The organism is Pseudovibrio denitrificans JCM 12308 (assembly GCF_001310815.1).
Taxonomy (GTDB): Bacteria; Pseudomonadota; Alphaproteobacteria; order Rhizobiales; family Stappiaceae; genus Pseudovibrio; species Pseudovibrio denitrificans.
The window spans coordinates 1-25,505 of sequence record NZ_BAZK01000016.1 but is presented as its reverse complement, the minus strand read 5'-3'; the positions used below and the strand labels follow the sequence as shown (position 1 = coordinate 25,505).

Genomic DNA, 25,505 nt, shown 5'->3' with positions numbered 1-25,505 from the left:
GCTTTTAGAGTTCAGATCTCAATCAGAAACCACTTAGCTTTCTTCTGGTGCTCCCACCAGAATAAGAGCAGCAGCATTGAACTCATCATTCTTGAACCGACGAATGCGGGCAGCCTCTTCGTCCTGTCCCCACTGCTCGATGTTCCAATCTTCATCCACGTGAGCAGCTGACCAGACAGCATCTGCATCAAACTCTTTTTCGGCCAGAGCCAATGCCAGAAGAGCAGAGCCGCAAATGGATGTCACCGTATGGATCGCAGCCAACTGCAGTGCGTCATACTTGTCCAGCTCAGCACGATAAGCTGCCGTCACAGCTTCATCCTGCGCAACATGCATGATCCCTTCAACCAACTTGAAGCGACCACCAAGCAACTTCTCTGCCCAACTCAGAACAGGATCCCACTGCGCAGTCTGACGACCAACAAGTTCAGCAGGAGAGTCAGCACGGTAACAGAGATGGTCATTCCCGGCATAACGGGTGATCTCATCTGCAACCTCGGCAAATTTTTCTTCAACGGCATCAATCGCGGAATGGGCAATGCGGGTTAGCGGCATTGTACCCGGATCAATCTCTTCTTCCTGCAGCTCCCATTCAGCAGCCACACCTTCCGCAATCACTTCATCTTTGAACACCAGAGCATTTCGGCCAGGCGTTTTGATGGAACGACCATCCAGCAAAACAGCAAAAACATCGTCTTTCAACTCAACACTGACGCGCTCATAAAACCGCTTCGGCAGGTTCCGCTTTGTGTGTTCACGTGCAGCCTGAACAGCATCAACAGGCCCTTTTGCAATGTCATCTGCAATCTGCTCAAAAATGTCACGCATTATGCGATTTCCTTATTCCACTTAAAGTGCTCACTCAGCACCGGAATGAGTTCCTTAAAGTGATTGATGACATAGGTTGCCCCAGCGCTCTTCACATCCTCAGCACTGTGGTAACCCCATGTGACCCCAACAGATTTAACGCCTGCATTGCGGGCCATCTGCATATCGAAGGTCGTATCACCAATCATAATCGTGTTTTCAAGATCGACGCCGGTTTCGCTCATCGCCTGAAAAATCATGCCTGGGTTCGGCTTGGACGGCGCAACATCCGCGGTCTGCATCGTGGTGAAGACACCTTCCAGCTCATGCAAACTGATCAGATGCTTCATTCCGCGGGAATGCTTGCCAGTCGCGATACCAAGAAGCACGTCTTCCCGGTCCGCCAGTTCCCTCAAAGCCTCAATTGCGCCCTCATAGAGCGGATCATAATCCCGGCCCTTGGAGCGCATTTCCCAAACAACCTGCTGGTATCCTTTGACCATTCTGTCGATCAGCTCAGGATCTTTCCGGCCCAACAGCTTTTCAAAGGCGACATGCAGCGTCAGACCAACCGTTTCAAGAATCTCATCACGCGATGGCAGCGGCAGATCGACAGAGCGATATGCTGCGGTAAAACCAATCATGATATTGTCCTGGCTATCCGCGAGCGTGCCGTCGCAGTCGAACACAATGAGATACATGAAGATCAGCCCGTTATTTTGCTATTGCTTATTCTGGTTCATTCACTTCAGGATCATAGTCCTTCACATCCATACCAAGCAAGTTCCAGGTCTGCTGCATATGCGGTGGCAAAGGCGCAGAAACATCAATCACACCATTGCCTGATGGATGCGGAATAACAATCCGGCGTGCCAGCAAGTGCAGCTTGTTCTGAATGCCGCCCGGCAGCTCCCAGTTCTGAATGTTGAAGTATTTTGGATCACCAATGATCGGATGACCAATATGAGCTGAATGCGCGCGCAGCTGGTGCGTACGACCTGTCACGGGCTTCAGGGTCACCCATGAAAGCTTCTGACCGGACTGCTCAACCACGTTGTAAAGGCTGACTGCGTGTTGCGCCTCATCATCCCCATGACGGACAACGCGCATACGCTCTTCACCTTCGTCACGTGCCAGATAAGTCGAGATGCGGCCCTGACGAGGCTTCGGCACACCAGCAACCATCGCCCAGTAGATCTTGCGTGTGTTGCGGTGACGGAATGCTTTCGTCAGCTCCTGCGCCGCACGGCGGGTCTTCGCAACCAGCAGAATACCAGAGGTTTCACGGTCCAGACGGTGAACCAGACGTGGCTTATCACCTTTCTGGTTGGTGAAGGCGTCCAGCATGCCATCCACGTGACGCTTAAGACCGGAGCCACCCTGCACGGCCAGGCCAGCAGGCTTGTTCAGCACCATGACGTGAGAATCTTCAAAGAGCATCATCTGCTCAATGGCTTCACGATCACTGTCAACCAGCTTACGGGCACGTGGCTTTGCGTTCTTGCGGTCATCCGCAGCAAGCTCAACACCAAGAGGTGGAATGCGGATTTCCTGACCAGCTTCCAAACGAGTGGAAGCTTCAGCACGTTTGCCATCAACACGAACCTGTTTTGTCCGCAGCAATTTCTGCAAACGGCCAAAGCCAAGTTCAGGGAAATTTTCTTTGAACCAACGGTCCAGACGGATGCCTGCGTCGTCTTCATCAACGCGGCGCATCTCAATCTTGACGGGGCTGCCACCCTTGTTCTGAGGCGCTGCTTTTTTCTGGGAGCCACTCATGAGTGAAGGTCCTGACCTTTATCGCGGCGGCAGCACAAAGGGTGCGCCAGCCGTTCCTATTAAATCTGTTGGCGCTCATTTGGCAGGTGCCGCCCAAACATGCAAGCCTTTCACGCTGTTTCAGCGCGTCAAAAACGAAAAACCATCAAGTTTCTATGAGTTTTTGCCGCCAACTTGCAAAATCAGGCGAGAACCTGCCGCGTGATGTAAAGACCAGCAAACAAGGCCGAGACAGACAGGATCACCGAAACCAGCACATACGCAACAGTCGCAATCGGCTCGCCCCGCTCCCACAACACCGCCACATCCAGCGAGAACGTTGAGAAAGTGGTGAAGCCTCCAAGGAAACCCGTGGCAATCAGATAACGCAGTCAGAAGAAGCATTCAGACGCTGTGCGAGAACCTCAACAAAGATCCCCATCAGCAAAGAACCAAGAATGTTTACGGTGACAGTGCCCCAAGGAAAAGAAGGCCCCAGAAGACGTAGGCCGGCCATTGAAACCAGATGCCGGCAAACCGCTCCTGCCCCGCCGCCAAGTGCAATCAGGATGAGATTTTTCATGCCTCTTCCCTATCGGATTTTGGTGAGTGTGTCTTGTACAAAGTGCTGTGTAGCTAACATCCCTTAGAGAAGACCTCGTCAACCTTGTCACGGCATGCCTGCACCAGCTCCGCATGATCCTCCAGATGTCCCTCTTCCTCCTCAAGGATATCAAGAAAGATCGCCCGCAGGTTCATATCATCCCCCGGAGCGATGGGACGCTGAACCGTGGCACTGCTGATAAACATCACGCAGCAACCGCACCAGACGCTCAGCGGCATTCAGTCGGCCCCACAGATAGTCATGCTCACGCCACCCCCGATTGAAGAACGCGCCAAACATCTGCAGCTGCGCCCCTTTCAGATCGATACCACCCGGGCTCAACAGCTGCGCATCCTTAGGGCTGATCCGCCCCACTTCAATCTTCCGCAGCTCAAACGCATCAAGCGCCTGTTGAACCGGGAACATGCTGGTATCGAAGAAGGGGAAACCGATATACCCTTCCAAAATTCCTTGCGCGGCTTTCAGATCCCCAAGCTTGCCAACGCCTTCAAACACAATGGAATCTGTCAGCTTGTCCAGATCAGAGAGCCCCATACGCAAGCTGAGCACACCTAACACCTTGCGCACAGTCTCCAACTGTGGAGACGGCTCTTTGAGCAGTGTGGCCAGATGAATGGTCTCAGTGCCATAAAACTCCTCTGACCACCGGTTCCGTAAGTTGGCAATCTGCCCATACAGCTCGCGTTTAAATACATCCAGATGGCGGGCAAACTCAACAGAACCCGCAATCTCTTCATGATGATAGAATTTGTTAATCTGCTCAATCAGGAAGCGAAGCTGACGAATACGATAGTCAACATCGAGGCTCTTCAGCTCATTGAGGATCTTGGCCTGATCTCGCTGCGCTTCCCCGTCTTCCTCCTTGGAAAAGGTCAGCGCATTGACCACAACCTCTTCCACACTCTCCCAGGACCATTGAACGACCTCCGCCCCTTTCTCAACACAGCCTTCCTGCTGCACTCCAGAAAGGTTGGAGATCAAAGAAACAACACGATGCGCAAGATGCCCCAGTCGCAGCTGCAAATATCCCGCATTGGCAAAACCAGACTGCTCCATCGCACTCAGCTCAGCCCCTTGTCGCACAACAGAAAAATCGCCCTCTGTTTCAGGCAAGCTGCCGTGCTTTTCAAGCAGCCTCTGTACTTCTCGGCGCACCATAGGCAGAGCTGCATCAGCCACTTCCTGAATGCGCCGCACCTTCATGTTGATCTGCTCAATCTCCTGCAGTTCATCACCAATCGGCTCATTGCGTGGAATATGTGCAAGTGAAGCAAAGATACTCTTGAAGAACCCCGGAGGTTCAGGATCAGTAGGAACATCACGATGAGAGAACGGTAACGGATCCAGATAAAGCAGTCGCCGCACCACCTCACGCGCTGCCGGTCGCTGTGCGATAGATTCAATCAGAGGCTCAAAAGGCTTGTTCATCACCAGAGAGCCATCAATAAAAATTCGCTCCCCTTCCGCATCACAATTGGCATGAAGCACATTCTTCATGAATGCCTCCCGCCCACTCCATTCCAGCCCCTGACGTTCCAACACTCCATCCATCTCCGCCGCACTCATGGGCGGGAAAGCACCGGGAAAGCTGGAGGTCGCCCGTGCAGCAAACACCAGATCAGGAATAAACTCCGCACTCATCTGGCTGTGCAACCCGCTGGACACGCGATGGATGGCATTGAAGTTCACGATCCGGCGGTGATCCAGCTCCTCAATGAACTCAGGATCATGCAGCGCAATCCGGCGCAACACACCGTGAAAATCCGTCAGCGTTACAAACAGCTCCAACCGCTGACCGAATGGGATCAACGTCTCACCGCGATCGTACTCATCCATGGCACGGCAAGCATCCACCAGCCAACCGGAGTAACGTTCCCCTGAAAACGGAGGCGTAAACCAGCGGGAGCTGATGAAATCCCGCAGCTTGGTGCGTGTCTCTTTGTTGTGCGGAACATCCGTACCAAGAAACACCAGCAGCTTATCCAGAATAGGCGCCAGCACACGTTTGGCATGCTTGCTTACCCCGGAGGTTTCATTGGCCAGCTTGTCCACATCGGCAAGCGACAGCCACAAATCGCTATGGTGCTTGAGTGGAAGATCATGCGCCAGCGCCCGCGCCAGCATGATGGCATTGACACCACCAGCAGAAGCACCCGAGATAGCATCAATCACAACCCGCAGATCCAGCTGCGGGCCAAAACTCTCCAGAAGATCGAAGTAGGATTTCGCGGAGCCTTCCAGCTCAACGTCGCTCTCCACACCGCGCTCACGGTCACGGCGAAACTGGTGCAAAGCATGGGAGGCACGTTGCAAGTTGAGCAGCTCACGAGTAACGCCGTGCATGTAAATGGCAAGCGAAACCCCGCCATACAGCACCAGTCCAAGTCTCAGTTCAAGCTGCCTCATTCCACACACCAGATTCTCTTTCATGTCAGTGTGCGAAGAAGGATGCCCGATTGCAAACGGGAAACCCAAACAAAGTTACGTGTAGTTTATGTGTTTGCCTGCAAAGTGCTTTTGGCCCTCGCTAAAACAAGGGGCCAGCCTTACTGGTTGCCGCGTTCTTTTCTCAATCGATCCCAATAGCTCAAGCGTTTCTGGATATCACGCTCAAACCCACGGGCATTCGGCTCATAGTACTTCTGCCGGCCCATCTTCTCAGGGAAATAGTCCTGACCAGAGAACGCATCCGGCTCATCATGGTCATACCGATAACTCGCACCGTATCCCATCTTCTTCATCATGGTCGTTGGCGCATTGAGAATGTGCTTTGGCGGCACCAGAGATCCATGCTCCCGCGCATCCATCCGCGCGGCTTTATAGGCCAGATAAGACGCATTGGATTTGGGAGCTGTCGCCAGATAAACCGCAGCCTGCGCAAGCGCATACTCTCCTTCCGGAGAGCCGACCAGCTGATAGGCATGACGCGCAGCATTCACCTGCACCAACGCATTCGGATCAGCCATGCCAATGTCTTCAGAGGCCATCACTGTCAGACGGCGGATGATGTAAAGCGGATCTTCCCCGCCCTCCAGCATACGGCACATCCAGTAAAGCGCGGCATCCGGATCAGACCCGCGAATGGATTTATGCAGCGCAGAAATGAGATTGTAGTGACCATCCTTGGTCTTGTCGTAGATCGGCGCCCGGCGCTGAACCACTTCGGCAAGACGTTCAGTATCAAACACCTCATCATCACCAGCTGTCCGCCAGACATCTTCGGCCAATGTCAGCGCAGAACGACCATCCCCATCGGCCATACGAACAAGTGAAAGACGCGCTTCTTCATCCAGAGGCAACTCACGGCCCATCTCCTCTTCAGCCCGCTTGAGTAGGTCAATCAAGGCATCTTCATTGAGGGATTGGAAGGTGAGCACATGAGAGCGTGAGAGCAACGCTGCGTTCAGCTCAAAGCTCGGGTTCTCGGTAGTCGCCCCAACCAGTGTGATGGTGCCGTCTTCCATCACAGGCAAAAAGCTATCCAGCTGAGCACGGTTGAAGCGATGGATCTCGTCTACAAACAACAATGTCCGCTTGCCAGAGATCCGCCGCCCTTTGGCGCGTTCAAAGCATTTCTTCAGATCCGCAACACCGGAGAAGATCGCAGAGATCTGTTCAAACTCCAGATCCGTTGCATCAGCAAGCAATCGGGCCACCGTGGTCTTACCAGTCCCCGGAGGCCCCAGAAGATGAGAGACCCAAGAGAGCCGGAACGCAGCATACGGCTTAAAATACCATCTTCACCCAGCAGGTGGCCTTGCCCGACAACATCCTCCAGAACACGAGGCCGCATGCGGTCAGCAAGCGGCCTGTCTTCCAGTTGATCCATCCCATTGGCGGAAAACAGATCACTCATGGTCTCTCAATATTCCTCTGCGCAAGCCTTGAAGCTAACGATGCTTCAGGACTGCATTATCGCAAACTTACCTGCCGCAGCTGACCATCACGCTTGAAGGTGATGTTCCACGTACGCTGACGCTTGGCTGTCAGCTTGGAAAGGTCTTTGGTGCTTGTCACTTCTGCACCATTGATCTCAACCACGATATCACCGGGTTTAAAGCCGACATAGGCAGCATTACTACGCGCCTGAATATCAGCAATCACCACACCAGAGAACTCGTTGTACATACGCAGCTCTTCAGCCACCGCTGGAGAAAGATTCATAACCCGAACACCCGTAAATGGCGAGTTCCCTTTGATCTCCCGTGTGTCTCTTGCCACAGTTTCCGGCGCACGCTCCAGGCTGATTTCAACCATGAACGGCTCACCACCGCGCATCACCTCAAATTTGGTGGTGCCGCCAACCTTCTTGGTGGCAAGGCGATAGCATAAGCATCCGGATCATCAACCTCAGTGCCGCCGACAGAAAGGATCAGATCACCAACGCGAATCCCAGCACGGTCAGCCGGGCTACCATCCTGAATACGCGTCACAAGCACACCGCTCGGACGCTCCAGACCTAAGCTTGCCGCAATATCGGAGCTGACAGGCTGCACGCTGGTGCCAACCCACGGGCGCCGCACGATACCGCCATCATCCGCAGCAGAGGCAACCACTTCCACCATGTTAGCTGGGATCGCAAAGCCGATACCGTTAGAGCCACCGGAGCGAGAGAAGATTGCTGTGTTCACACCAACCAGACGCCCTTTCAGATCAACCAGTGCACCACCGGAGTTACCTGGGTTGATAGCAGCGTCGGTCTGAATGAAGAACTGATAGTCAGAGACACCCACCTGATTGCGTGCCACGGCAGAAACAATGCCTTGCGTCACAGTCTGACCAACCCCAAACGGGTTACCAATGGCAAGCACAAGATCACCAACCTCAAGGCCATCAGAATCAGCGAATGGGACAACCGGGAAGGCACCATCAGGATCTCGCACCTTGAGCACAGCAAGGTCAGTGCGCTCATCCATGAGGATGATGTCCGCATCAAACTCACGGCGATCAGAAAGCGCGACACGAACCTCATCAGCGCCCGCAATCACGTGATGGTTGGTGATGATCGTTCCATCCTCAGAAACGATTACACCGGATCCCAGAGAGCTCTGAACACGGCTGCGGGAACGCGGGGCAAAGCGATCTGACTGTTCCCCAAAGAAACGGCGGAAGAACGGGTCATCAAAGAACGGAGAAACTCTGCGACGTTCCTGAACAGTGCGGCTGGCATAAACGTTCACCACTGCCGGTGCCACTTTCTTCACAACTGGGGCGAAGGAAAGCGAAATCTCAGCTTGTGATGTGGGAACAGTCTTCTCATTGGCCAGTGCGCCTGCACCTTGCGACGCAACCACGCCAGATGCACCAAGAACCGCACAAAGAACCAAGTGAGCAGCAGACTTCCTGATTTGACCCATTCTTAAATCCCTTCGGCAAGAGCCCCCACGTCAAAATGATTTTCTTTCAAAAAATTCGGGAGCAGCAGGTTACAGATAAGTCTGCAATATGGAAATGAAAAGGCCAATCTGTCGGTTTTAGGCAGCCAGCTCGTATCCCCGAAAACTCCATGTGGATTTACGGCTTATGGCATTTTGCTTGGCACCAATCACCCATGCCTCCATAAACGCAAAACGCCGGGTCTCCCCGGCGCTTCACTAATCTTCATCAGAACTGGCAGGTGTTACGCTGCTCTGATGTTCTCAAGGTACTCTTCAACCATCACCTTCAGCTCTTCAGACTGATGAGTCAGCTGGTTTGCAGCACCAAGAACATTCTCCGCTTCATGACCAGCATCACTTGCGATCATGCTCACACGGGTGATGGCCTGAGCCACTTCAGAACTACCAGAAGTCACCTGCTGAATGTTGCTGGAGATATCAGTTGCAGTCACTGCCTGCTCCTGAACAGCACCAGCAATCGCGGTCGCCGCTTCATTCACATCAGCAATAACGGTGCTGATTTCCTTGATGGCTTCAACAGCCTTCTCAGTTTCAGCCTGAACAGACTGGATCTGAACACTGATCTCGCCAGTCGCCTGACCAGTCTGGTTCGCAAGTCCCTTAACTTCAGATGCAACAACCGCAAAGCCCTTACCAGCTTCACCAGCACGTGCAGCCTCAATGGTCGCGTTCAGTGCCAGCAGGTTGGTCTGATCTGCAATGTCATTGATCAGGGAAACAACTTCACCAATACGCTGAGCAGCTTCCATCAGACCGTTAACAGAGACCTCAGCCGCAGCAGCCTTCTCAGCCGCCTGCTTGGACACATCAGCGGAACGACGAACCTCACGGTCAATCTCACCAACCGTTGCAGAAAGCTCTTCAGCCGCGCCAGCAACAGCCTGAAGGTTCATCAGAGACTGCTCAGAAGCAGAAGACACGGTCTGCGCTTCAGTGTTGGTCTGCTCAGAGATGCTTGCCATGCTCTTCGCAGTGCTTTCCAGATTGCCACCAGCATCAGTCACAGTGGTCAGGATATCACGAACGCCCACATCGAAGCTCTCATTGAGAGCATCAACACGCTTCACACGTTCTTCCTGTTCCTGCTGTTCCCTCTCCTGCTTCTCATCCAGCTCTTTTGCACGAACCAGACCAGCCTGGAAGGATTTCACTGCACGGCCAATATCACCAATCTCATCCTTGCGCTGAGCAGAGATGATCTCAACATCCAGATTACCGTTAGCGATCTGCTTCAGGTTGAAAGACAGACGATTGAGCGGAGTAGACAGGCTACGTGCCATGAAGATGCCGATCGCAGCAACAACAGCCAGAACGATCAGGCCACTGATGATGATCTCTTTGGCAAGTGCATGAACCACAGCCAGCGCTTCGCTCACGCTTGTCTTTGCAACAATAACGGTTGGCAGTTTCTCGAAGCCAAGTGGCAGCGCCAGAACGAACTGCTCCTGAACTTCAGCAAAGCCCACATTGGTTTCTGGGTTCGCACGCAGATCTGCCACAACCTTCTCAACAACTTCAGGGTCGTCTTTCTTCACCAACGCAGTTGGAACATCAGAAAGAGCCTGGTTGGAAAGGATGGTGCCATCGATGCGCGCCAGATAGGTCTGACCAGTCTCACCCATGTTCTCACGATTTTGCAGAACGCTATCGAAGAACGAGGAGTCCAGACGAACAGTGATCACGCCTTTGAAGACCACCTGACTGAAGTCTTCGACAAACACTGGTGCAGAGATCAGAAGGGAAGCAGCATTTCCATCCGGCTCATACTGAGCAATCTCGGAATAGATCACATCCCCTTCAGATGCTTTCGCCGCCTTGTTGAACTCCTGGCTCAGCAGAGACCCAGAAAGCTTTCCTTCTTTCACACTCTCAAGAAACTCTGAGGACTTGGTCGCGGAATAGATCACCAGACCATTTGCGTCCATGATCAGAATATCCGCATACCCGCCACCGGTAACACTGGCAACGAAGTCTGGGTGAACCACCGCATGACGCCATGAGTAAAGCGTCTTGTTACCGTTGCCGGTCAACTGCAAACGCTCAGCTGCTGAAGACCCACTCTTCTGGAAGTAGCCAAGGATGTCTTCCTTGTCAGCACTCAGAGAGTCCATGGATGCCAGTAGGTCCGTCATCGCAACGCGCATGGCGTTACTCTTAACCAGACGCTTGATATCACTATCAACACGCTCAAGCTTCTCATCGAGTGTATCCCGACGAGCCTGAGCCACAAGAACCAGCTGTTTCTTGCTTGCTTCAGTCAGCGCGCTTTCCGCACGCGTATACCCAAGGAATGCCACGACGGCACTCGCAATAATTGCAAGTCCAACCATGATGAATGGAAGACGAACAGCAATACGATTAAAATAATTTTTGACTCTTGGTGAGGATACAGAGCCGCTCTCATCAGATTTAGAACGCATATTAGCCCCCGAGTAATACGTTGAGCATAGTCAGGCCATAGTGTTAATCTCTGCTTAAAACAAATATTTAAAATGCTTTTCAAATCGAAGAAATCTTAAAATACCAAAGCCATTTAGCCGAATTTCTTCACGCAACTAGTCTCTTTCCCTACCAGCCTAAGTTGCAATGCCTAGCGCACAGTGTGCACCACATGCTGATCCCGTTCCACCTGATAAAACTGCCCTAACGCGACCCTGTGATCCCTTCAGGATTCTCGATTTCAGCCGTCCTCAAGGTGAAATTCGTTCAGGCAATAAAAAAGGGTGCCCGGAGGCACCCTTTTTAAAATCGCTTATGCGAAAAGCTTATGCAGCAGCTTCAGTTGCTTCCGCAGCTTCTTCTGCTTCAACGCGTGCACGGTCTGCAGCGCCTTTAGCTTCTACGTCGCGGTCAACCAGCTCGATAACAGCCATTGGTGCGTTGTCACCATGACGGAAGCCAGCTTTCAGTACGCGAGCGTAACCACCCTGACGGTCCGCATAACGCTCTGCGAGGGTATCAAACAGCTTGGATACCATTGCAGTGTCGCGGATCTGGGAAATTGCTTGACGACGTGCATGCAGGTCGCCGCGCTTGCCCAGAGTGATGAGCTTTTCGATGATTGGACGCATCTCTTTTGCTTTCGGAAGCGTCGTTACAATCTGCTCATGCTGGATGAGCGAAGCTGCCATGTTAGCGAACATCGCTTTACGGTGGCTTGACGTCCGATTGAGCTTGCGGCCGGATTTACCGTGGCGCATGGCCCTCTCCTTTGTTAAGTCAATTGCGATCTGCTTCAGACCGCCGGAACCTCATGCAAAGCACTCGGCTCCTGTTCCTTTAATATTGGTGGTCTTCGTAGCGCTTAGCGAGCTCATCGATATTTTCTGGTGGCCAGTTTGCCACTTCCATACCGAGATGCAGGCCCATCTGCGCCAGAACTTCTTTGATCTCGTTGAGAGACTTACGACCGAAGTTCGGTGTGCGAAGCATTTCTGCTTCTGTCTTCTGAATGAGATCGCCAATATATACGATATTGTCGTTCTTCAGGCAGTTTGCCGAACGTACAGACAACTCGAGCTCATCAACCTTCTTCAGCAGTGCTGGGTTGAACGCAAGTTCTGCAACTGTGTCTTCCTGAACTTCACGCTGTGGCTCTTCGAAGTTCACGAAGATAGACAGCTGATCCTGCAGGATACGAGCAGCAAATGCTACTGCATCTTCAGGGATCACAGATCCGTCAGTTTCAACAGTCAAAGTCAGCTTATCATAGTCAAGAACCTGACCTTCACGGGTGTTCTCAACCTTGTAAGAAACCTTCTTAACCGGAGAATACAGGCTGTCAACCGGAATCAGGCCGATTGGAGCGTCTTCTGGGCGGTTAGCGGCAGCAGGAACATAACCCTTGCCGGTGTTAACAGTGAATTCGATGCGAACTTCCGCACCTTCATCAAGGTTACACAGCAGCAGACCTGGGTTAAGAACCTCAATGTCACCTACAGTTTCAATGTCACCAGCGTAGACCGCACCTGGACCCTGCTTACGCAGAACCATACGTTTTGGTCCCTCGCCTTCCATGCGAAGCGCTACTTCCTTGATGTTCAGGATGATGTCGGTCACATCTTCACGAACGCCAGGAATAGATGAGAACTCATGGAGAACGCCATCGATCTGAACAGCGGTCACTGCAGCACCCTGAAGGGAGCTCAGCAGAACGCGGCGCAGTGCGTTGCCAAGAGTAAGGCCGTAGCCACGCTCAAGCGGTTCTGCAATCACAGAAGCTTTGAAGCGTGCATCATCGCCAGCACGAATGTCGAGTTTGGTTGGCTTGATAAGCTCTTGCCAGTTTTTCTGAATTGTCACGTTTAAATACCCTCTGGCTATCCCGTAGCCTAATGGCCAACAATTCCTTGCCTGGGTGGAAAACTTGCCTAACGAACTGTTAGACGCGGCGACGCTTGCGTGGACGGCAACCGTTGTGCGGGATCGGAGTTACATCACGGATAGATGTAATAACGAAACCTGCAGCCTGAAGCGCACGCAGAGCGGATTCACGTCCAGAACCTGGACCACGTACTTCTACTTCGAGAGTACGCATGCCGTGTTCAGCAGCCTTACGACCAGCGTCTTCGGCAGCGACCTGTGCAGCATAAGGGGTAGACTTACGAGAACCCTTAAAGCCGAGCGCGCCGGCAGACGACCAAGAGATCGCGTTGCCCTGAGCATCGGTGATGGTGATCATGGTGTTGTTGAACGTAGAGTTCACATGCGCGACACCAGAAGAAATGTTCTTCCGTTCGCGACGACGCACACGCGTCGAATCTTTAGCCATTCTATTTCCTAACTTCGATATCTTCACCGCCGTAGTGCGGCGGCTCCACCGGATAACCGGCTAATTACTTCTTCTTACCAGCGATCGCTTTTGCAGGACCCTTACGGGTACGAGCGTTGGTATGAGTGCGCTGACCACGAACAGGAAGACCACGACGGTGGCGAAGGCCACGGTAGCAACCAAGGTCCATGAGACGCTTAATGTTCATTGCAGTTTCACGACGAAGATCACCTTCTACGGTGTACTCAGCGTCGATTGCTTCACGGATTTTCAGAACTTCTGCGTCAGAAAGTTCGTTAACACGACGTTCAGCAGCAATACCAACTTTGTCGGTGATTTCCTGCGCAAACTTCGCGCCAATGCCATGAATGTACTGCAGCGCGATAACTACGCGCTTATTCGTCGGAAGGTTGACGCCAGCAATACGTGCCACGTTTATTTTCTCCAATTACGAGGGAACGGTTGTCCCCTCTCCCATTTTTTGCCGATAACACACCAACAACCTGGCAGGTTGAAGGCGCACCATCACACAGCAAAAAGATCAGCCTCGGTTTCCCAAGGAAAACCGGCGCCAATCGATTATGGTGTCGATGTGCGCCGGCTATACTTTATTATAAAGGCAAGCGCAAGCGCCTGCCTTCAAAAAGCACGGATTAAACCGTGCTCAAAATTGTATCGATCTCTGCAGCGACTTCGTCAACGGACTTCATGCCATCAACGGTCATCAGCATGTTCCGCTCACCGTAGTACTGAATGAGAGGAGCTGTTTGCTCGTTGTACACTGCAAGACGCTTCTTCAAAGACTCCGCATTGTCATCGGAACGTACTTCAGCACTCTCACGAGCACGGGTTTCGATACGTTCAAGAAGGATACCTTCATCAACTTTCAGCTGAACAACAGCATCAAGTCTCTGGTTCTTCTTCTCAAGCAGTTCGCCGAGAGCGTCAGCCTGAGCAATGGTGCGTGGGAAACCGTCAAGGATAAAACCTTTTGCGCAATCAGCCTGATCAATACGATCAGAAATGATGGAGCAAATCAGGTCATCAGATACCAGTTCGCCACGTGTCAGAACATCTTTGACCTTCAAGCCGACTTCGGTTTCAGCCGCTACAGCTGCACGAAGCATGTCGCCAGTGGAAAGCTGAACAATACCATGCGCCGCAACAAGTCGACCTGCCTGAGTGCCTTTACCAGCACCAGGAGGGCCAAGAAGAATCAATCTCATCTACGTTTCCCCCTCAACTTCGTCTTCTTCACCAAGCCCTCGTACTGATGAGCAAGAAGGTGTCCCTGGATCTGAGAAACGGTATCCATGGTGACGCTAACAACAATGAGCAGAGACGTACCACCGAAGTAGAACGGCACACCCGTTGCTGAGATCAGGAACTCTGGCAACAAACAAATGAGAGTAATGTATATTGCACCGACAACCGTAATGCGAGTTAGCACATGGTCAATGTACTGCGCAGTACGTTCGCCTGGACGGATCCCTGGAATGAAGCCACCATGCTTCTTGAGGTTGTCTGCAGTCTCCGACGGATTGAAAACAATCGCAGTGTAGAAGAAGCAGAAAAAGATGATTAGTGCTGCATAAAGAACCATGTAGGCTGGTTGACCGTGACCCAGCAACGCAGTGACAGTCGTCAACCACGCCATAGAACCAGTGGAATCACCGGTCTGGAAACTGGAAACAGTCGCTGGTACCAGCAACAAGGAGCTTGCAAAAATCGGTGGAATAACACCTGCCGTATTGAGTTTGAGTGGCAGGAACGAAGTGTTCCCCTCAAACATCTTATTGCCTTGCTGACGACGTGGATACTGAATCAGCAAACGACGCTGTGCACGTTCCATGAATACGATAACGCCGATAACCACGACTGACAGAATAACAACTGCCAGAATGATCGGAGTTGCAAGAGCGCCCTGACGACCAAGTTCCAAAGTGGAAGCAATCGCAGAAGGAAGCCCGGCAACAATACCGGCGAAAATGATCAAAGAAATGCCGTTACCAATGCCGCGAGAGGTGATTTGCTCACCCAGCCACATCAGGAACATAGTACCACCAACAAGGGTAAGAACTGTTGCAATACGGAAGAACCAGCCCGGATCGATTACAATGTTCGTGCCGGCTTCAAGACCAACGGAAATACCGTAAGCCTGGAAGGTCGCCAGAATCACTGTACCAAAACGTGTGTACTGGTTGATTTTTTTCCGGCCCTGCTCACCCTCTTTCTTCAGCTGTTCCAGTGTAGGAACAACGGAAGTCATAAGCTGGATGATAATCGACGCAGAAATGTAAGGCATGATGCCGAGGGCAAAAATAGCCATACGCTCGACAGCACCACCGGAGAACATATTAAACAGGCCAACAATGCCAGTCTGTACGTTTCCGAAGGCCTGTGCGAGCGCGTCAGGATTAATTCCAGGCAGAGGGATATAGGTTCCGAATCGATAAACCAAAAGCGCGCCTAGCGTGAACCAGATTCGCTTCTTCAGTTCCTCGGCTTTAGCAAAGGCAGAAAAGTTAAGGTTTGAAGCAAGTTGCTCGGCTGCAGAAGCCATTCCGCGCTCCGGTCAGTTTGGATACACCCCGAAAAAAAGACAAGGCTGTTAAGCCTTGCCTTCCTTGATTACGACCTTGCCGCCTGCTTTTTCAACTGCTGCAACAGCAGTTTTGGAAGCGCCAGCAATTTCGAATGTTACAGCGGTTTTCAGTTCACCGTCGGACAGCAGACGAACGCCATCCAGAACGCGGCGAACAACGCCAGCTGCTACAAGTGCTTCAACAGTAACCGGTGCGGAAGCGTCAAGCTTGCCTGCATCGATAGCTGTCTGAACACGACCCAAGGACACAATGTTCAGGTCCTTAGCAAAGATGTTGGTGAAGCCGCGCTTAGGAAGACGACGATGCAATGGCATCTGGCCGCCTTCAAAGCCCTTGATAGCAACACCCGAACGGGACTTCTGACCTTTGACACCACGGCCACCGGTCTTGCCCTTACCAGAACCGATACCGCGACCTACGCGGGTACGATCCTGACTTGCACCCGGGTTATCCCGGAGTTCGTTGAGCTTCATGATAGTTCTCCCGGTCCGCTTATGCTTCGTCTACAACGCGAACCAGATGCTGAACCTTGCGGATCATGCCACGTACTTCTGGAGTGTCCTTCAGAGTACGACGACGATGCATCTTGTTCAGGCCCAGACCAACCAGCGTTGCGCGCTGATCAGCAGGACGGCGAAGCGGGCTACCGATCTGTTCGACTGTTACAGTCTTTTCAGTATTAGCCATGACACTAACCCTTGTTCTTCAGTCAGCAAAGCTAAGGCTTACGCCTCAGCCTTTACTGGTGCCGCATCATCGTTGTCACGACGACGAGCCTGCAAGGAAGATACCTTGAGACCACGACGTGCTGCAACAGAACGCGGGCTGTCTTCTTTTTTCAGCGCATCGAAGGTTGCACGAACCATGTTGTACGGGTTGGAAGTACCGAGGGACTTCGCAACAACGTCCTGAACACCAAGTGTTTCGAACACCGCACGCATTGGACCACCAGCAATGATACCGGTACCAGCAGGAGCTGCACGAAGTACAACTTTACCTGCGCCGTGACGGCCTTCAACATCGTGGTGAAGAGTACGACCTTCACGAAGTGGTACACGAACCATAGTACGCTTAGCAGCTTCAGTTGCTTTGCGGATGGCTTCAGGCACTTCGCGAGCCTTACCGTGACCAAAGCCTACACGGCCCTTCTGGTCACCTACTACTACAAGAGCAGCGAAGCCGAAGCGACGGCCACCCTTAACTACTTTAGCGACGCGGTTGATGTGAACAAGCTTATCGACAAATTCGCTGTCGCGCTCTTCACGATCCCGATTATCCTGTCTCGCCATAATAATGTTTCCCGTTCTCTAGGAGCACCTACAGGCGCCGATCAGAAGTTCAGACCGCCTTCACGTGCTGCATCTGCCAGGGCCTTTACACGGCCATGATAGATGTAACCACCACGATCAAACACGACTTCTTTAATGCCAGCAGCAATAGCGCGTTCAGCAATCAGCTTACCAACTACAGCAGCAGCATCTTTGTTGCCGCCGTATTCTACTTTTACGTCTTTCTCAATGGTAGACGCAGAAGCAAGGGTCACACCCTTGGAATCGTCGATGATCTGAGCGTAAATCTGCTTGGATGAGCGGAAAACGGACAGTCGAGGACGACCATTCGCTACCTTTTGGATCGAACGGCGCACACGGGCGCGACGACGTTCGAAAGAATTTCCATTCGCCATGGTCCGTACCGTTACTTCTTCTTGCCTTCTTTACGAACGATGAACTCGTCCGCATAACGAATACCCTTGCCTTTGTATGGCTCAGGTGGGCGATATTCACGAATGTTCGCGGCTACCTGCCCAATCTGCTGCTTGTTAATGCCGTTGATGACAATTTCTGTCGGCTTCGGGCATTTGATTTCTACACCCTCAGGAATGTCGAACTTGACATCGTGAGAGAAACCAAGAGCAAGATTAAGAGTTTTGCCTTGAACCTGTGCACGGTAACCAACACCGGTAATCGCCAGCTGCTTTTCGAAGCCGGAGGTCACACCTGTGATGAGGTTAGCGACCATGGTGCGGGACATACCCCACATAGAACGCGCAGTCTTGGACTGGTTGCGCGGATCAAGACGGATACCATCATCCGTCATTTCGACCGAAACGAGATCGTTGACCACGAAGGAGAGTTCCCCCTTCGGGCCTTTTACGATAACATCCTGGCCGTTGATCGTTGCCGTTACCCCGCTAGGCACAGGGACTGGCTTCTTGCCAATTCGAGACATAAGATCAACCTGTCTGTTATTTTGTTAAATCGTGCAATGCCGCGTCAGAAGACGCGGCAGAGTACTTCACCACCCACATTTTTCTCACGTGCATCGTGGTCTGCCATAACGCCCTGAGGAGTTGACAGAATAGATACACCCAAGCCGTTTGCAACGTGTGGGATGTTCTTGACTGAAGAGTACACGCGACGACCAGGCTTAGATACGCGCTCAATGGTGCGGATCACTGGTTCGCCATCAAAGTACTTCAGTTCAATTTCAAGTTCGGACTTGCCTGCGCCGAAGTCAACAGCGGTGTAACCGCGGATGTAACCTTCAGAAATCAGAACGTCCAGGATGCGAGCGCGCAACTTAGAAGCAGGTGTGCTTACTTTAGATTTGCGACGCATCTGCGCATTACGGATGCGCGTGATCATATCCCCGACTGGATCGGAAATCGACATAGCAGTAACTCCTTACCAGCTCGACTTCACGAGACCCGGGATCTTGCCCAGGGAACCCAACTCACGAAGCGCAATACGCGACATCTTAAGCTTGCGGTAGTAACCGCGTGGGCGACCTGTGACTTCACACCGGTTGCGTACCCGTGTAGGCGCGGAATTGCGCGGCAGCTTAGCAAGCTTAAGCCGTGCATTGAAACGCTCCTCAAGGGACAAGCTCTCGTCTTTGGCCATGGCCTTCAGGGCAGCACGCTTGTCAGCAAATTTGCTAACAAGAGCTACGCGCCGCTTGTTTTTCTCGACCGCGCTTTTCTTCGCCATCGTCTGTCCTCGTTCCTTTCCCGTATACCGCTATTATTTGCGGAACGGGAAGTTGAACGCGCGCAGCAGTTCACGCGCTTCGTCATCGGTTTTCGCTGTGGTACAAACAACAATGTCCATACCCCACATCTGATCTACTTTATCGTAGTCAATCTCTGGGAAGACAATGTGTTCTTTAAGGCCCATAGCGTAGTTGCCACGTCCGTCGAAGCTCTTCGGATTCAGGCCGCGGAAGTCACGTACGCGCGGAAGCGCGATGGTGATCAAACGATCCATGAATTCGAACATCTGGTTACGACGAAGTGTAACTTTAGTACCCAGTGGCATATCTTCACGAACCTTAAAGGTCGCGATAGATTTTCTAGCACGGGTAATAACCGCCTTTTGACCAGCAATCAAGCTCAGATCTTCAGCAGCGATACGAGCCTTCTTGCTGTCACCAACAGCTTCACCAACACCCATGTTCAAAACGATCTTTTCGACCGAAGGGATCATCATTGGGTTGGTGTAGTTAAACTTCTCCTGAAGCTGGCCACGCACTACATCATTGTAGTGCGCTTTCAGCCGTGGAGTGTAAGTAGCGTCAGCCATCAATCACGTCTCCTGAACGCTTGGCAACGCGTACAGTGTTGCCTGCTTCATTAGTCGTGAAACCGACGCGGGTCGGCTTGCCATCCTTAGGATCAGCAATGGCAATATTGGAAAGCTGAATTGGAGCTTCCTTTGTGATGATGCCACCCTCGCTCTGCTGGGTCTGGCGCTGGTGACGTTTCACCATGTTTACGCCACGCACGACAGCGCGGTTTTCGGATGGGATCATCTGGAGAACTTCCCCAGTCTTTCCTTTGTCACGACCGGCAATTACGACGACCTTGTCGCCCTTTTTGATCTTCGCGGGCATCAGAGCACCTCCGGCGCAAGCGAAATGATCTTCATGTGATTCTTGCCACGCAGTTCACGAGGAACTGGGCCAAAAATACGTGTTCCGATCGGTTCTTTGTTGTTGTTGATCAGCACAGCCGCGTTGCGGTCGAAGCGGATCACACTGCCGTCTGCACGACGGATGTCTTTAGCCGTGCGCACGACGACCGCTTTCATCACGTCGCCCTTTTTAACACGACCCCGCGGAATTGCTTCTTTGACGGAGACAACAATGATGTCGCCAACGCCAGCATACTTCCGTTTGGAGCCGCCGAGCACTTTGATGCACATGACACGACGCGCACCGCTGTTATCGGCAACGTCGAGGTTTGTTTGCATCTGAATCATGACTCGTCGCCTTGTTCTTTCTCAGCAATCTAAAAATTAGAAATGCTGGATGCGTTCACTAGCTCGCTGCTTCCGAAGAAACAACGGTCCATTTCTTATTCTTAGAGATTGGAGCACACTCTTCAATCTGAACTGTGTCGCCAACCTTGTAAGAATTATTTTCGTCATGTGCACGATACTTCTTCGTACGGCGCACAACTTTTTTCAGCAATGGGTGGGTAAAGCGACGCTCTACCTTAACCGTTACTGTCTTTTCGTTCGCATCGCTAACAACGACACCCTGCAAAATACGCTTTGGCATCATTAGCTCCTTATGCGTTGTCAGACACGCGCTTCTCGCGCAGTACTGTCTGGATCCGCGCGATGTCCCGGCGAACCTGACGAACACGAGCGGTGTTTTCGAGCTGACCGGTGGCCCGCTGGAAACGCAGGTTGAACTGTTCTTTTTTCAGTTCTTCCAGGTTTGCCTTGAGCTCATCAGAGGTCTTAGCTCTTACATCGGTAGCCTTCATGGCCTTTTCCTTTCGATGTCCGATTACTCGCCAATGCGCTGGACGAACCGGCACTTAATTGGGAGTTTTGCAGCGGCCAGACGCATTGCTTCACGAGCAATTTCTTCAGACACACCGTCCATTTCGAACATGATGCGACCAGGTTTAACCCGGCACGCCCAGTACTCAGGAGAACCTTTACCCTTACCCATACGGACTTCAGCCGGCTTGGAGGATACAGGAACATCCGGGAAGATTCTGATCCACACGCGACCCGCACGCTTCATGTAACGGGTCATTGCACGACGGGCAGCCTCAATCTGACGAGCGGTGATACGCTCTGGCTCCATGGCCTTAAGGCCGTAGGCGCCGAAATTGAGGTCCGTACCACCCTTGGCGTTGCCATGGATGCGGCCCTTGTGCTGCTTGCGGAACTTAGTACGCTTTGGTTGCAGCATAGCTTTTCTCTCGCTTAACTAGTTTAGCCGTTGGAGGCGCAGCTTATGCTGCGCGCTCACGACGACCGCCACCTTGGCGTTCGCTCTTGCCACCACCTTCGGTCGCACGACGTTCGGAAGCCATTGGATCATGCTCAAGGATTTCGCCCTTGAAGATCCAGACTTTCACGCCGCAAGCACCGTAAGCGGTGTGTGCAGTCGCGGTACCATAGTCGATGTCTGCACGAAGAGTGTGCAGTGGCACGCGACCTTCACGGTACCATTCGATACGTGCGATTTCCGCACCGCCCAGACGACCACCGCAGTTAATACGGATGCCCTGAGCGCCAAGACGCATTGCAGACTGAACTGCACGCTTCATGGCACGACGGAATGCTACACGACGCTCGAGCTGCTGAGCGATAGATGCTGCAACAAGCGCTGCATCTGTTTCCGGCTTGCGCACTTCAACGATGTTGAGGTGTACTTCGGAGTTAGTCATCGCGGACAGCTTCTTACGAAGACGCTCGATGTCTGCACCTTTTTTACCGATAACAACACCTGGACGACCAGAGTGGATAGTTACGCGGCACTTTTTGTGCGGACGTTCGATGACAACCTTAGAAACAGCAGCCTGCTTCAGTTCTTTGAGCAGGTATTCGCGAATGCGGAAATCTTCATGAAGAAGATCGCCATATTCGTTCTTGCTCGCGAACCAGCGGGAATCCCAGGTCCGGTTGATGCCAAGACGAAGGCCGATTGGATTAATCTTCTGACCCATCAGGCTGCCTCCTCAACTTCACGAACCACGATGGTCAGGTTGGAGAACGGCTTCAGAATCCGTCCAACACGACCACGGGCACGTGGCTGGAAACGCTTCATTACAAGCGCCTTGCCAACGAATGCCTCGGCGACGACAAGGTTGTCGACGTCGAGATCATGGTTGTTTTCAGCGTTTGCAATAGCAGACATCAGGCATTTCTTGACATCGCCAGAGATACGCTTGCGTGAGAAGGTCAGGTCAGCAAGAGCAGTACCAACCTTCTTACCGCGGATCGATGCAGCAACGAGATTGAGTTTCTGTGGAGAAACGCGCAGCATACGAGCTACTGCTTTAGCCTCATTGTCGGCGAGCGTCCGCTCATGCTTCTGCTTGCCCATCTTTATTTCCTCTTCGCCTTTTTGTCAGCGCCATGACCGTAGTAGGTGCGGCTTGGAGCGAATTCGCCCAGCTTGTGACCTACCATGTCTTCGCTGATCAAAACAGGAATGTGCTTTTGACCGTTGTAGACGCCAAAAGTCAACCCCACAAAGTGCGGAAGAATGGTGGAGCGGCGGCTCCAGGTCTTGATGACCTCGTTACGGCCGGACTCGCGAACCTTTTCCGCTTTCTTCAGGAGGTAACCGTCAATGAACGGCCCTTTCCAGATCGAACGTGCCACGATCCGTTCCCCTTACTTCTTCCGCGCATGACGTGAGCGTACGATAAACTTATCGCTAGCTTTATTACGTCGTGTGCGCTTACCTTTGGTCGGTTTACCCCAAGGAGTAACCGGATGACGTCCACCGGAAGTACGACCTTCACCACCACCGTGCGGGTGGTCGATCGGGTTCATAGCAACACCGCGAACGTGTGGGCGACGGCCCAGCCAACGAGAACGACCTGCTTTACCCAGGTTGATGTTAGCGTGATCCTGGTTTGATACTGCACCAACTGTGGCCATGCAGGTGCCGAGTACACGGCGCTGCTCACCAGACAGAAGACGGATTACAGTGTAACCAGCGTCACGACCAACGATCTGAGCGTAAGCACCAGCGGAGCGAGCGATCTGCGCGCCTTTACCTGGCTTCATCTCGATGTTGTGAATGATCGTACCGACTGGGATAGAAGCCAGTGGCATAGCGTTGCCCGGCTTGATGTCCACAGCTTCACCAGCAATGATCTTGTCGCCAGCAGCAAGACGCTGTGGAGCCAGGATGTATGCCTGCTCACCATCATCATAAGTGATGAGAGCGATGAAAGCGGTACGGTTTGGATCGTATTCCAGACGCTCAACAGTACCGACAACGTCGAATTTACGACGCTTGAAGTCGATCAGGCGGTAGGTACGCTTGTGACCACCACCAATGTTGTTTGCAGTCTTACGACCGTAGTTGTTACGACCACCGGACTTGGACAGACCTTCAGTCAATTTCTTGACTGGCTTGCCTTTCCAAAGATCAGAACGGTCTACCTGGACCAGCTGACGACGGCCAGGAGATGTCGGATTAAATGTCTTAAGTGCCATTTTGTCCTACCCCTTAAAGACCGGTCGTCACGTCGATGGACTGACCATCTTCCAGAGTGACCACAGCTTTTTTGAAGTCGTTCTGCTTGCCGACAACACCTTTGAAGCGCTTGGTTTTACCCTTGCGAACCAGTGTGTTGACTGCTTTGACTTTAACGCCAAACAGAGATTCAACAGCTGCTTTGATTTCCGGTTTAGTTGCGGTGAGAGCAACTTTGAAAACAACCTTGTTCTCTTCAGAAGCAAAAGTAGCTTTCTCAGTGATCACCGGAGATACGATTTTGTCGTAGTGAACGAGCTTGCTCATTAGAAGCGCTCCTCCAAAGCTGCAACTGCCGCTTTGGTCAGGACAAGCGTATCACGACGAAGAATGTCGTAAACGTTGATACCCTGAACTGGCAGTACATCTACGAGTGGAATGTTGCGGGTAGCCAAACCGAAGTTTGCATCTACTTCTGCACCGTCCACGAACAACGCACTGGTCAAACCGAGAGAACCGAGCTGTTCTTTCAGAGCCTTGGTTTTGGCTTCTGCTGCTTTTGCATCTTCAACAATATAGAGATTGCCGGAAGCTGCTTTTGCAGACAGGGCATGTTTCAGACCCAGAGCACGAACCTTCTTAGGAAGATCGTGAGCGTGTTCACGCACAACTGGACCAAATGCCTTACCACCACCACGGAACTGAGGAGCTTTACGGTTACCGTGACGTGCGCCGCCAGAGCCTTTCTGGCGTACGAATTTTTTGGTGGTACCGTTTACCTCTGAGCGACCCAGAGATTTATGAGTACCAGCCTGGCGCTTTGCAAGCTGCCAGCGAACAACGCGCTGGATCAGGTCAATACGTGGCTCGAGACCAAAGATCTCGTCAGACACTGTGATCGAACCCGCAGCTTTGCCGCCGAGGGTTTTAACCTCGAGTTCCATCACTCACCTTCCTTCCCAGCTTCAGCCGCTGCAACAGCAGAGTTCTGACGGAATGCACCTGGTACAGGAGCGTTCTCTGGCAGAGACTTCTTAATTGCATCACGAACCAGGATCCAACCGCCTTTAGAACCAGGAACGGAACCTTCAACCATGATCAGACCACGTTCTACGTCAGTACGTACAACTTTCAGGTTCTGAGTGGTGACGCGTTCTGCACCAAGGTGACCGGCCATTTTCTTGCCTTTGAACACCTTACCTGGATCCTGACACTGACCGGTAGAACCGTGCGCACGGTGTGAGATAGACACACCATGAGAAGCGCGACCACCACCGAAGTTGTGACGCTTCATCGCACCAGCAAAGCCCTTACCGATAGAGGTGCCGGTTACATCCACAAACTGACCGTTAAGGAAGTGGTCAGCAGTAAGCTCAGCACCAACTTCGATCATGTTTTCTTCAGAAACACGGAACTCAGCGAGTTTGCGCTTAGGCTCAACCTTTGCAACTGCAAAGTGGCCACGCATTGCGCGGTTCGTGTTCTTAACTTTTGCTGCACCTACGCCCAACTGAAGCGCAGTGTAGCCGTTCTTTTCTGCCGTCCGGTGAGCAACAACCTGACAGTTGTCTAGACGCAGTACTGTAACGGGCACGTGTTCACCTGCCTCGTTATAGATACGGGTCATACCCACCTTCTGTGCGATCACTCCAGAACGCATTACTGTGTCCCCTTGCCGCACTTAGAGCTTGATCTCGACGTCAACGCCAGCAGCCAGGTCGAGCTTCATCAAAGCATCTACTGTCTGTGGTGTTGGATCGACGATGTCGAGAAGGCGCTTATGAGTGCGCATTTCGAACTGATCGCGGCTCTTTTTATCAACATGCGGTCCGCGAAGTACGGTGTACTTCTCAATCCGCGTCGGCAACGGAACTGGCCCACGCACTTGCGCGCCGGTCCGTTTCGCCGTGTTCACGATTTCCTTAGTGGAAGCGTCAAGAACACGGTGATCAAACGCCTTCAGGCGGATCCGAATATTCTGACCGTTCATGACTAATCCTTAACTGAGTAAGGCGACTGCGGTTCAACATAAAGTCGAACCGCAGCCCAAACTCAATTCTTATTCGATGATTTCAGCTACAACG

Annotated in this window: 33 protein-coding genes and 3 pseudogenes; all 36 read right to left on the bottom strand. The window is 52.3% G+C overall.

Going from position 1 to position 25,505, the window contains the following annotated elements; translation table 11 throughout:
- Nucleotides 1–33 precede the first annotated feature (33 nt).
- The gene (locus JCM12308_RS19230) at nt 34–828 is read right to left on the bottom strand and encodes an ATP12 family chaperone protein (RefSeq protein ID WP_054784775.1); all 795 of its coding nucleotides are present in this window, start codon (nt 826–828) and stop codon (nt 34–36) included.
- A complete protein-coding gene (locus JCM12308_RS19225) occupies nt 828–1,508 on the bottom strand; it encodes an HAD-IA family hydrolase (RefSeq protein WP_054784774.1) in 681 nt (226 codons plus the stop codon). Before JCM12308_RS19225 ends, JCM12308_RS19230 begins: the two co-directional genes overlap by 1 nt.
- 28 nt (nt 1,509–1,536) lie before the next feature.
- Entirely contained in the window at nt 1,537–2,586 is a 1,050-nt protein-coding gene (locus JCM12308_RS19220) for an RluA family pseudouridine synthase (protein ID WP_054784773.1), read from the bottom strand.
- A gap of 182 nt (nt 2,587–2,768) precedes the next feature.
- Nucleotides 2,769–3,148, bottom strand: a pseudogene (gene crcB / locus JCM12308_RS19210) (fluoride efflux transporter CrcB).
- 53 nt (nt 3,149–3,201) lie between these two features.
- Nucleotides 3,202–3,324 carry a hypothetical protein gene (locus tag JCM12308_RS32480; protein ID WP_280138404.1) on the bottom strand — a complete coding sequence of 41 codons (123 nt, stop codon included), beginning with the start codon at nt 3,322–3,324 and terminating at the stop codon, nt 3,202–3,204.
- A 1-nt stretch (nt 3,325) separates the two neighbouring features.
- Nucleotides 3,326–5,596, bottom strand: coding sequence for a patatin-like protein (locus JCM12308_RS19205; protein WP_208978774.1), 2,271 nt, complete (start codon nt 5,594–5,596; stop codon nt 3,326–3,328).
- Nucleotides 5,597–5,736: 140 nt separating this feature from the next.
- Nucleotides 5,737–7,046 (bottom strand): annotated as a pseudogene (locus tag JCM12308_RS19200) (replication-associated recombination protein A).
- Between the two features lie 56 nt (nt 7,047–7,102).
- Nucleotides 7,103–8,547 (bottom strand): annotated as a pseudogene (locus tag JCM12308_RS19195) (Do family serine endopeptidase).
- Between the two features lie 263 nt (nt 8,548–8,810).
- Complete coding sequence (locus tag JCM12308_RS19190) at nt 8,811–11,009, bottom strand: methyl-accepting chemotaxis protein (RefSeq protein WP_054784771.1); 2,199 nt, start codon at nt 11,007–11,009, stop codon at nt 8,811–8,813.
- 345 nt (nt 11,010–11,354) lie between these two features.
- On the bottom strand, nt 11,355–11,789 hold the full coding sequence (gene rplQ, locus JCM12308_RS19185; RefSeq protein WP_037036236.1) for a 50S ribosomal protein L17: 435 nt from the start codon (nt 11,787–11,789) through the stop codon (nt 11,355–11,357).
- Between the two features lie 79 nt (nt 11,790–11,868).
- The gene (locus tag JCM12308_RS19180; RefSeq protein ID WP_008547854.1) at nt 11,869–12,891 is read right to left on the bottom strand and encodes a DNA-directed RNA polymerase subunit alpha; all 1,023 of its coding nucleotides are present in this window, start codon (nt 12,889–12,891) and stop codon (nt 11,869–11,871) included.
- Between the two features lie 79 nt (nt 12,892–12,970).
- A complete protein-coding gene (rpsK, locus tag JCM12308_RS19175; RefSeq protein WP_037036234.1) occupies nt 12,971–13,360 on the bottom strand; it encodes a 30S ribosomal protein S11 in 390 nt (129 codons plus the stop codon).
- A 64-nt stretch (nt 13,361–13,424) separates the two neighbouring features.
- Nucleotides 13,425–13,793, bottom strand: a complete 369-nt coding sequence (gene rpsM, locus JCM12308_RS19170; RefSeq protein WP_008547985.1) for a 30S ribosomal protein S13 — start codon at nt 13,791–13,793, stop codon at nt 13,425–13,427.
- 220 nt (nt 13,794–14,013) lie between these two features.
- Complete coding sequence (locus JCM12308_RS19165) at nt 14,014–14,586, bottom strand: adenylate kinase (protein ID WP_008547880.1); 573 nt, start codon at nt 14,584–14,586, stop codon at nt 14,014–14,016.
- Entirely contained in the window at nt 14,583–15,923 is a 1,341-nt protein-coding gene (secY, locus tag JCM12308_RS19160) for a preprotein translocase subunit SecY (RefSeq protein WP_008547409.1), read from the bottom strand. The genes JCM12308_RS19165 and secY overlap by 4 nt, the downstream gene beginning before the upstream one ends.
- Nucleotides 15,924–15,971: 48 nt before the next feature.
- Entirely contained in the window at nt 15,972–16,439 is a 468-nt protein-coding gene (gene rplO / locus JCM12308_RS19155) for a 50S ribosomal protein L15 (protein ID WP_008547624.1), read from the bottom strand.
- Nucleotides 16,440–16,458: 19 nt separating this feature from the next.
- A complete protein-coding gene (gene rpmD / locus JCM12308_RS19150) occupies nt 16,459–16,653 on the bottom strand; it encodes a 50S ribosomal protein L30 (protein WP_008548093.1) in 195 nt (64 codons plus the stop codon).
- 38 nt (nt 16,654–16,691) lie between these two features.
- The gene (gene rpsE, locus JCM12308_RS19145; protein WP_008548041.1) at nt 16,692–17,255 is read right to left on the bottom strand and encodes a 30S ribosomal protein S5; all 564 of its coding nucleotides are present in this window, start codon (nt 17,253–17,255) and stop codon (nt 16,692–16,694) included.
- Nucleotides 17,256–17,296: 41 nt separating this feature from the next.
- The gene (rplR, locus tag JCM12308_RS19140; protein WP_008547748.1) at nt 17,297–17,650 is read right to left on the bottom strand and encodes a 50S ribosomal protein L18; all 354 of its coding nucleotides are present in this window, start codon (nt 17,648–17,650) and stop codon (nt 17,297–17,299) included.
- Between the two features lie 11 nt (nt 17,651–17,661).
- On the bottom strand, nt 17,662–18,195 hold the full coding sequence (rplF, locus tag JCM12308_RS19135; RefSeq protein WP_008547719.1) for a 50S ribosomal protein L6: 534 nt from the start codon (nt 18,193–18,195) through the stop codon (nt 17,662–17,664).
- Nucleotides 18,196–18,239: 44 nt separating this feature from the next.
- Nucleotides 18,240–18,638 carry a 30S ribosomal protein S8 gene (rpsH, locus tag JCM12308_RS19130; RefSeq protein WP_008548012.1) on the bottom strand — a complete coding sequence of 133 codons (399 nt, stop codon included), beginning with the start codon at nt 18,636–18,638 and terminating at the stop codon, nt 18,240–18,242.
- A gap of 12 nt (nt 18,639–18,650) precedes the next feature.
- The gene (gene rpsN, locus JCM12308_RS19125) at nt 18,651–18,956 is read right to left on the bottom strand and encodes a 30S ribosomal protein S14 (protein WP_008547545.1); all 306 of its coding nucleotides are present in this window, start codon (nt 18,954–18,956) and stop codon (nt 18,651–18,653) included.
- Between the two features lie 33 nt (nt 18,957–18,989).
- The gene (rplE, locus tag JCM12308_RS19120) at nt 18,990–19,547 is read right to left on the bottom strand and encodes a 50S ribosomal protein L5 (protein ID WP_008547749.1); all 558 of its coding nucleotides are present in this window, start codon (nt 19,545–19,547) and stop codon (nt 18,990–18,992) included.
- Nucleotides 19,540–19,857, bottom strand: a complete 318-nt coding sequence (gene rplX / locus JCM12308_RS19115) for a 50S ribosomal protein L24 (RefSeq protein ID WP_008547821.1) — start codon at nt 19,855–19,857, stop codon at nt 19,540–19,542. Before rplX ends, rplE begins: the two co-directional genes overlap by 8 nt.
- Nucleotides 19,857–20,225 carry a 50S ribosomal protein L14 gene (gene rplN, locus JCM12308_RS19110; protein ID WP_008547447.1) on the bottom strand — a complete coding sequence of 123 codons (369 nt, stop codon included), beginning with the start codon at nt 20,223–20,225 and terminating at the stop codon, nt 19,857–19,859. Before rplN ends, rplX begins: the two co-directional genes overlap by 1 nt.
- Before the next feature lie 58 nt (nt 20,226–20,283).
- Nucleotides 20,284–20,526, bottom strand: coding sequence for a 30S ribosomal protein S17 (gene rpsQ / locus JCM12308_RS19105; RefSeq protein ID WP_037036314.1), 243 nt, complete (start codon nt 20,524–20,526; stop codon nt 20,284–20,286).
- A gap of 10 nt (nt 20,527–20,536) precedes the next feature.
- Nucleotides 20,537–20,737 carry a 50S ribosomal protein L29 gene (rpmC, locus tag JCM12308_RS19100; RefSeq protein ID WP_008547599.1) on the bottom strand — a complete coding sequence of 67 codons (201 nt, stop codon included), beginning with the start codon at nt 20,735–20,737 and terminating at the stop codon, nt 20,537–20,539.
- A gap of 23 nt (nt 20,738–20,760) precedes the next feature.
- Nucleotides 20,761–21,174, bottom strand: a complete 414-nt coding sequence (gene rplP / locus JCM12308_RS19095; protein ID WP_008547866.1) for a 50S ribosomal protein L16 — start codon at nt 21,172–21,174, stop codon at nt 20,761–20,763.
- A 43-nt stretch (nt 21,175–21,217) separates the two neighbouring features.
- Entirely contained in the window at nt 21,218–21,934 is a 717-nt protein-coding gene (gene rpsC / locus JCM12308_RS19090; RefSeq protein WP_008548029.1) for a 30S ribosomal protein S3, read from the bottom strand.
- The gene (gene rplV, locus JCM12308_RS19085) at nt 21,934–22,314 is read right to left on the bottom strand and encodes a 50S ribosomal protein L22 (protein ID WP_008547759.1); all 381 of its coding nucleotides are present in this window, start codon (nt 22,312–22,314) and stop codon (nt 21,934–21,936) included. Before rplV ends, rpsC begins: the two co-directional genes overlap by 1 nt.
- Before the next feature lie 2 nt (nt 22,315–22,316).
- Nucleotides 22,317–22,595 (bottom strand): 30S ribosomal protein S19, encoded by a 279-nt coding sequence (rpsS, locus tag JCM12308_RS19080; RefSeq protein WP_008547370.1) that lies wholly within the window; start codon nt 22,593–22,595, stop codon nt 22,317–22,319.
- Between the two features lie 12 nt (nt 22,596–22,607).
- Nucleotides 22,608–23,441, bottom strand: coding sequence for a 50S ribosomal protein L2 (gene rplB, locus JCM12308_RS19075; protein ID WP_008547462.1), 834 nt, complete (start codon nt 23,439–23,441; stop codon nt 22,608–22,610).
- A gap of 13 nt (nt 23,442–23,454) precedes the next feature.
- On the bottom strand, nt 23,455–23,748 hold the full coding sequence (locus JCM12308_RS19070; RefSeq protein WP_008547868.1) for a 50S ribosomal protein L23: 294 nt from the start codon (nt 23,746–23,748) through the stop codon (nt 23,455–23,457).
- Nucleotides 23,748–24,365 carry a 50S ribosomal protein L4 gene (gene rplD, locus JCM12308_RS19065; RefSeq protein WP_008547526.1) on the bottom strand — a complete coding sequence of 206 codons (618 nt, stop codon included), beginning with the start codon at nt 24,363–24,365 and terminating at the stop codon, nt 23,748–23,750. The genes JCM12308_RS19070 and rplD overlap by 1 nt, the downstream gene beginning before the upstream one ends.
- Entirely contained in the window at nt 24,365–25,081 is a 717-nt protein-coding gene (rplC, locus tag JCM12308_RS19060; RefSeq protein WP_014286298.1) for a 50S ribosomal protein L3, read from the bottom strand. Before rplC ends, rplD begins: the two co-directional genes overlap by 1 nt.
- Nucleotides 25,082–25,102: 21 nt before the next feature.
- Nucleotides 25,103–25,411 (bottom strand): 30S ribosomal protein S10, encoded by a 309-nt coding sequence (rpsJ, locus tag JCM12308_RS19055; RefSeq protein WP_008547405.1) that lies wholly within the window; start codon nt 25,409–25,411, stop codon nt 25,103–25,105.
- Nucleotides 25,412–25,505: the final 94 nt, after the last annotated feature.

Coding starts and splice junctions, on each gene's coding strand:
- JCM12308_RS19230 (WP_054784775.1), bottom strand. CDS start 828: ATGCGTGACATTTTTGAGCAGATTGCAGATGACATTGCAAAAGGGCCT.
- JCM12308_RS19225 (WP_054784774.1), bottom strand. CDS start 1,508: ATGTATCTCATTGTGTTCGACTGCGACGGCACGCTCGCGGATAGCCAG.
- JCM12308_RS19220 (WP_054784773.1), bottom strand. CDS start 2,586: ATGAGTGGCTCCCAGAAAAAAGCAGCGCCTCAGAACAAGGGTGGCAGC.
- JCM12308_RS32480 (WP_280138404.1), bottom strand. CDS start 3,324: ATGAACCTGCGGGCGATCTTTCTTGATATCCTTGAGGAGGAAGAGGGA.
- JCM12308_RS19205 (WP_208978774.1), bottom strand. CDS start 5,596: ATGAGGCAGCTTGAACTGAGACTTGGACTGGTGCTGTATGGCGGGGTT.
- JCM12308_RS19190 (WP_054784771.1), bottom strand. CDS start 11,009: ATGCGTTCTAAATCTGATGAGAGCGGCTCTGTATCCTCACCAAGAGTC.
- rplQ (WP_037036236.1), bottom strand. CDS start 11,789: ATGCGCCACGGTAAATCCGGCCGCAAGCTCAATCGGACGTCAAGCCAC.
- rpsK (WP_037036234.1), bottom strand. CDS start 13,360: ATGGCTAAAGATTCGACGCGTGTGCGTCGTCGCGAACGGAAGAACATT.
- JCM12308_RS19165 (WP_008547880.1), bottom strand. CDS start 14,586: ATGAGATTGATTCTTCTTGGCCCTCCTGGTGCTGGTAAAGGCACTCAG.
- secY (WP_008547409.1), bottom strand. CDS start 15,923: ATGGCTTCTGCAGCCGAGCAACTTGCTTCAAACCTTAACTTTTCTGCC.
- rplO (WP_008547624.1), bottom strand. CDS start 16,439: ATGAAGCTCAACGAACTCCGGGATAACCCGGGTGCAAGTCAGGATCGT.
- rpmD (WP_008548093.1), bottom strand. CDS start 16,653: ATGGCTAATACTGAAAAGACTGTAACAGTCGAACAGATCGGTAGCCCG.
- rpsE (WP_008548041.1), bottom strand. CDS start 17,255: ATGGCGAGACAGGATAATCGGGATCGTGAAGAGCGCGACAGCGAATTT.
- rplR (WP_008547748.1), bottom strand. CDS start 17,650: ATGGCGAATGGAAATTCTTTCGAACGTCGTCGCGCCCGTGTGCGCCGT.
- rplF (WP_008547719.1), bottom strand. CDS start 18,195: ATGTCTCGAATTGGCAAGAAGCCAGTCCCTGTGCCTAGCGGGGTAACG.
- rpsH (WP_008548012.1), bottom strand. CDS start 18,638: ATGTCGATTTCCGATCCAGTCGGGGATATGATCACGCGCATCCGTAAT.
- rpsN (WP_008547545.1), bottom strand. CDS start 18,956: ATGGCGAAGAAAAGCGCGGTCGAGAAAAACAAGCGGCGCGTAGCTCTT.
- rplE (WP_008547749.1), bottom strand. CDS start 19,547: ATGGCTGACGCTACTTACACTCCACGGCTGAAAGCGCACTACAATGAT.
- rplX (WP_008547821.1), bottom strand. CDS start 19,857: ATGCCCGCGAAGATCAAAAAGGGCGACAAGGTCGTCGTAATTGCCGGT.
- rplN (WP_008547447.1), bottom strand. CDS start 20,225: ATGATTCAGATGCAAACAAACCTCGACGTTGCCGATAACAGCGGTGCG.
- rpsQ (WP_037036314.1), bottom strand. CDS start 20,526: ATGCCAAAGCGTATTTTGCAGGGTGTCGTTGTTAGCGATGCGAACGAA.
- rpmC (WP_008547599.1), bottom strand. CDS start 20,737: ATGAAGGCTACCGATGTAAGAGCTAAGACCTCTGATGAGCTCAAGGCA.
- rplP (WP_008547866.1), bottom strand. CDS start 21,174: ATGCTGCAACCAAAGCGTACTAAGTTCCGCAAGCAGCACAAGGGCCGC.
- rpsC (WP_008548029.1), bottom strand. CDS start 21,934: ATGGGTCAGAAGATTAATCCAATCGGCCTTCGTCTTGGCATCAACCGG.
- rplV (WP_008547759.1), bottom strand. CDS start 22,314: ATGGGCAAGCAGAAGCATGAGCGGACGCTCGCCGACAATGAGGCTAAA.
- rplB (WP_008547462.1), bottom strand. CDS start 23,441: ATGGCACTTAAGACATTTAATCCGACATCTCCTGGCCGTCGTCAGCTG.
- JCM12308_RS19070 (WP_008547868.1), bottom strand. CDS start 23,748: ATGAGCAAGCTCGTTCACTACGACAAAATCGTATCTCCGGTGATCACT.
- rplD (WP_008547526.1), bottom strand. CDS start 24,365: ATGGAACTCGAGGTTAAAACCCTCGGCGGCAAAGCTGCGGGTTCGATC.
- rplC (WP_014286298.1), bottom strand. CDS start 25,081: ATGCGTTCTGGAGTGATCGCACAGAAGGTGGGTATGACCCGTATCTAT.
- rpsJ (WP_008547405.1), bottom strand. CDS start 25,411: ATGAACGGTCAGAATATTCGGATCCGCCTGAAGGCGTTTGATCACCGT.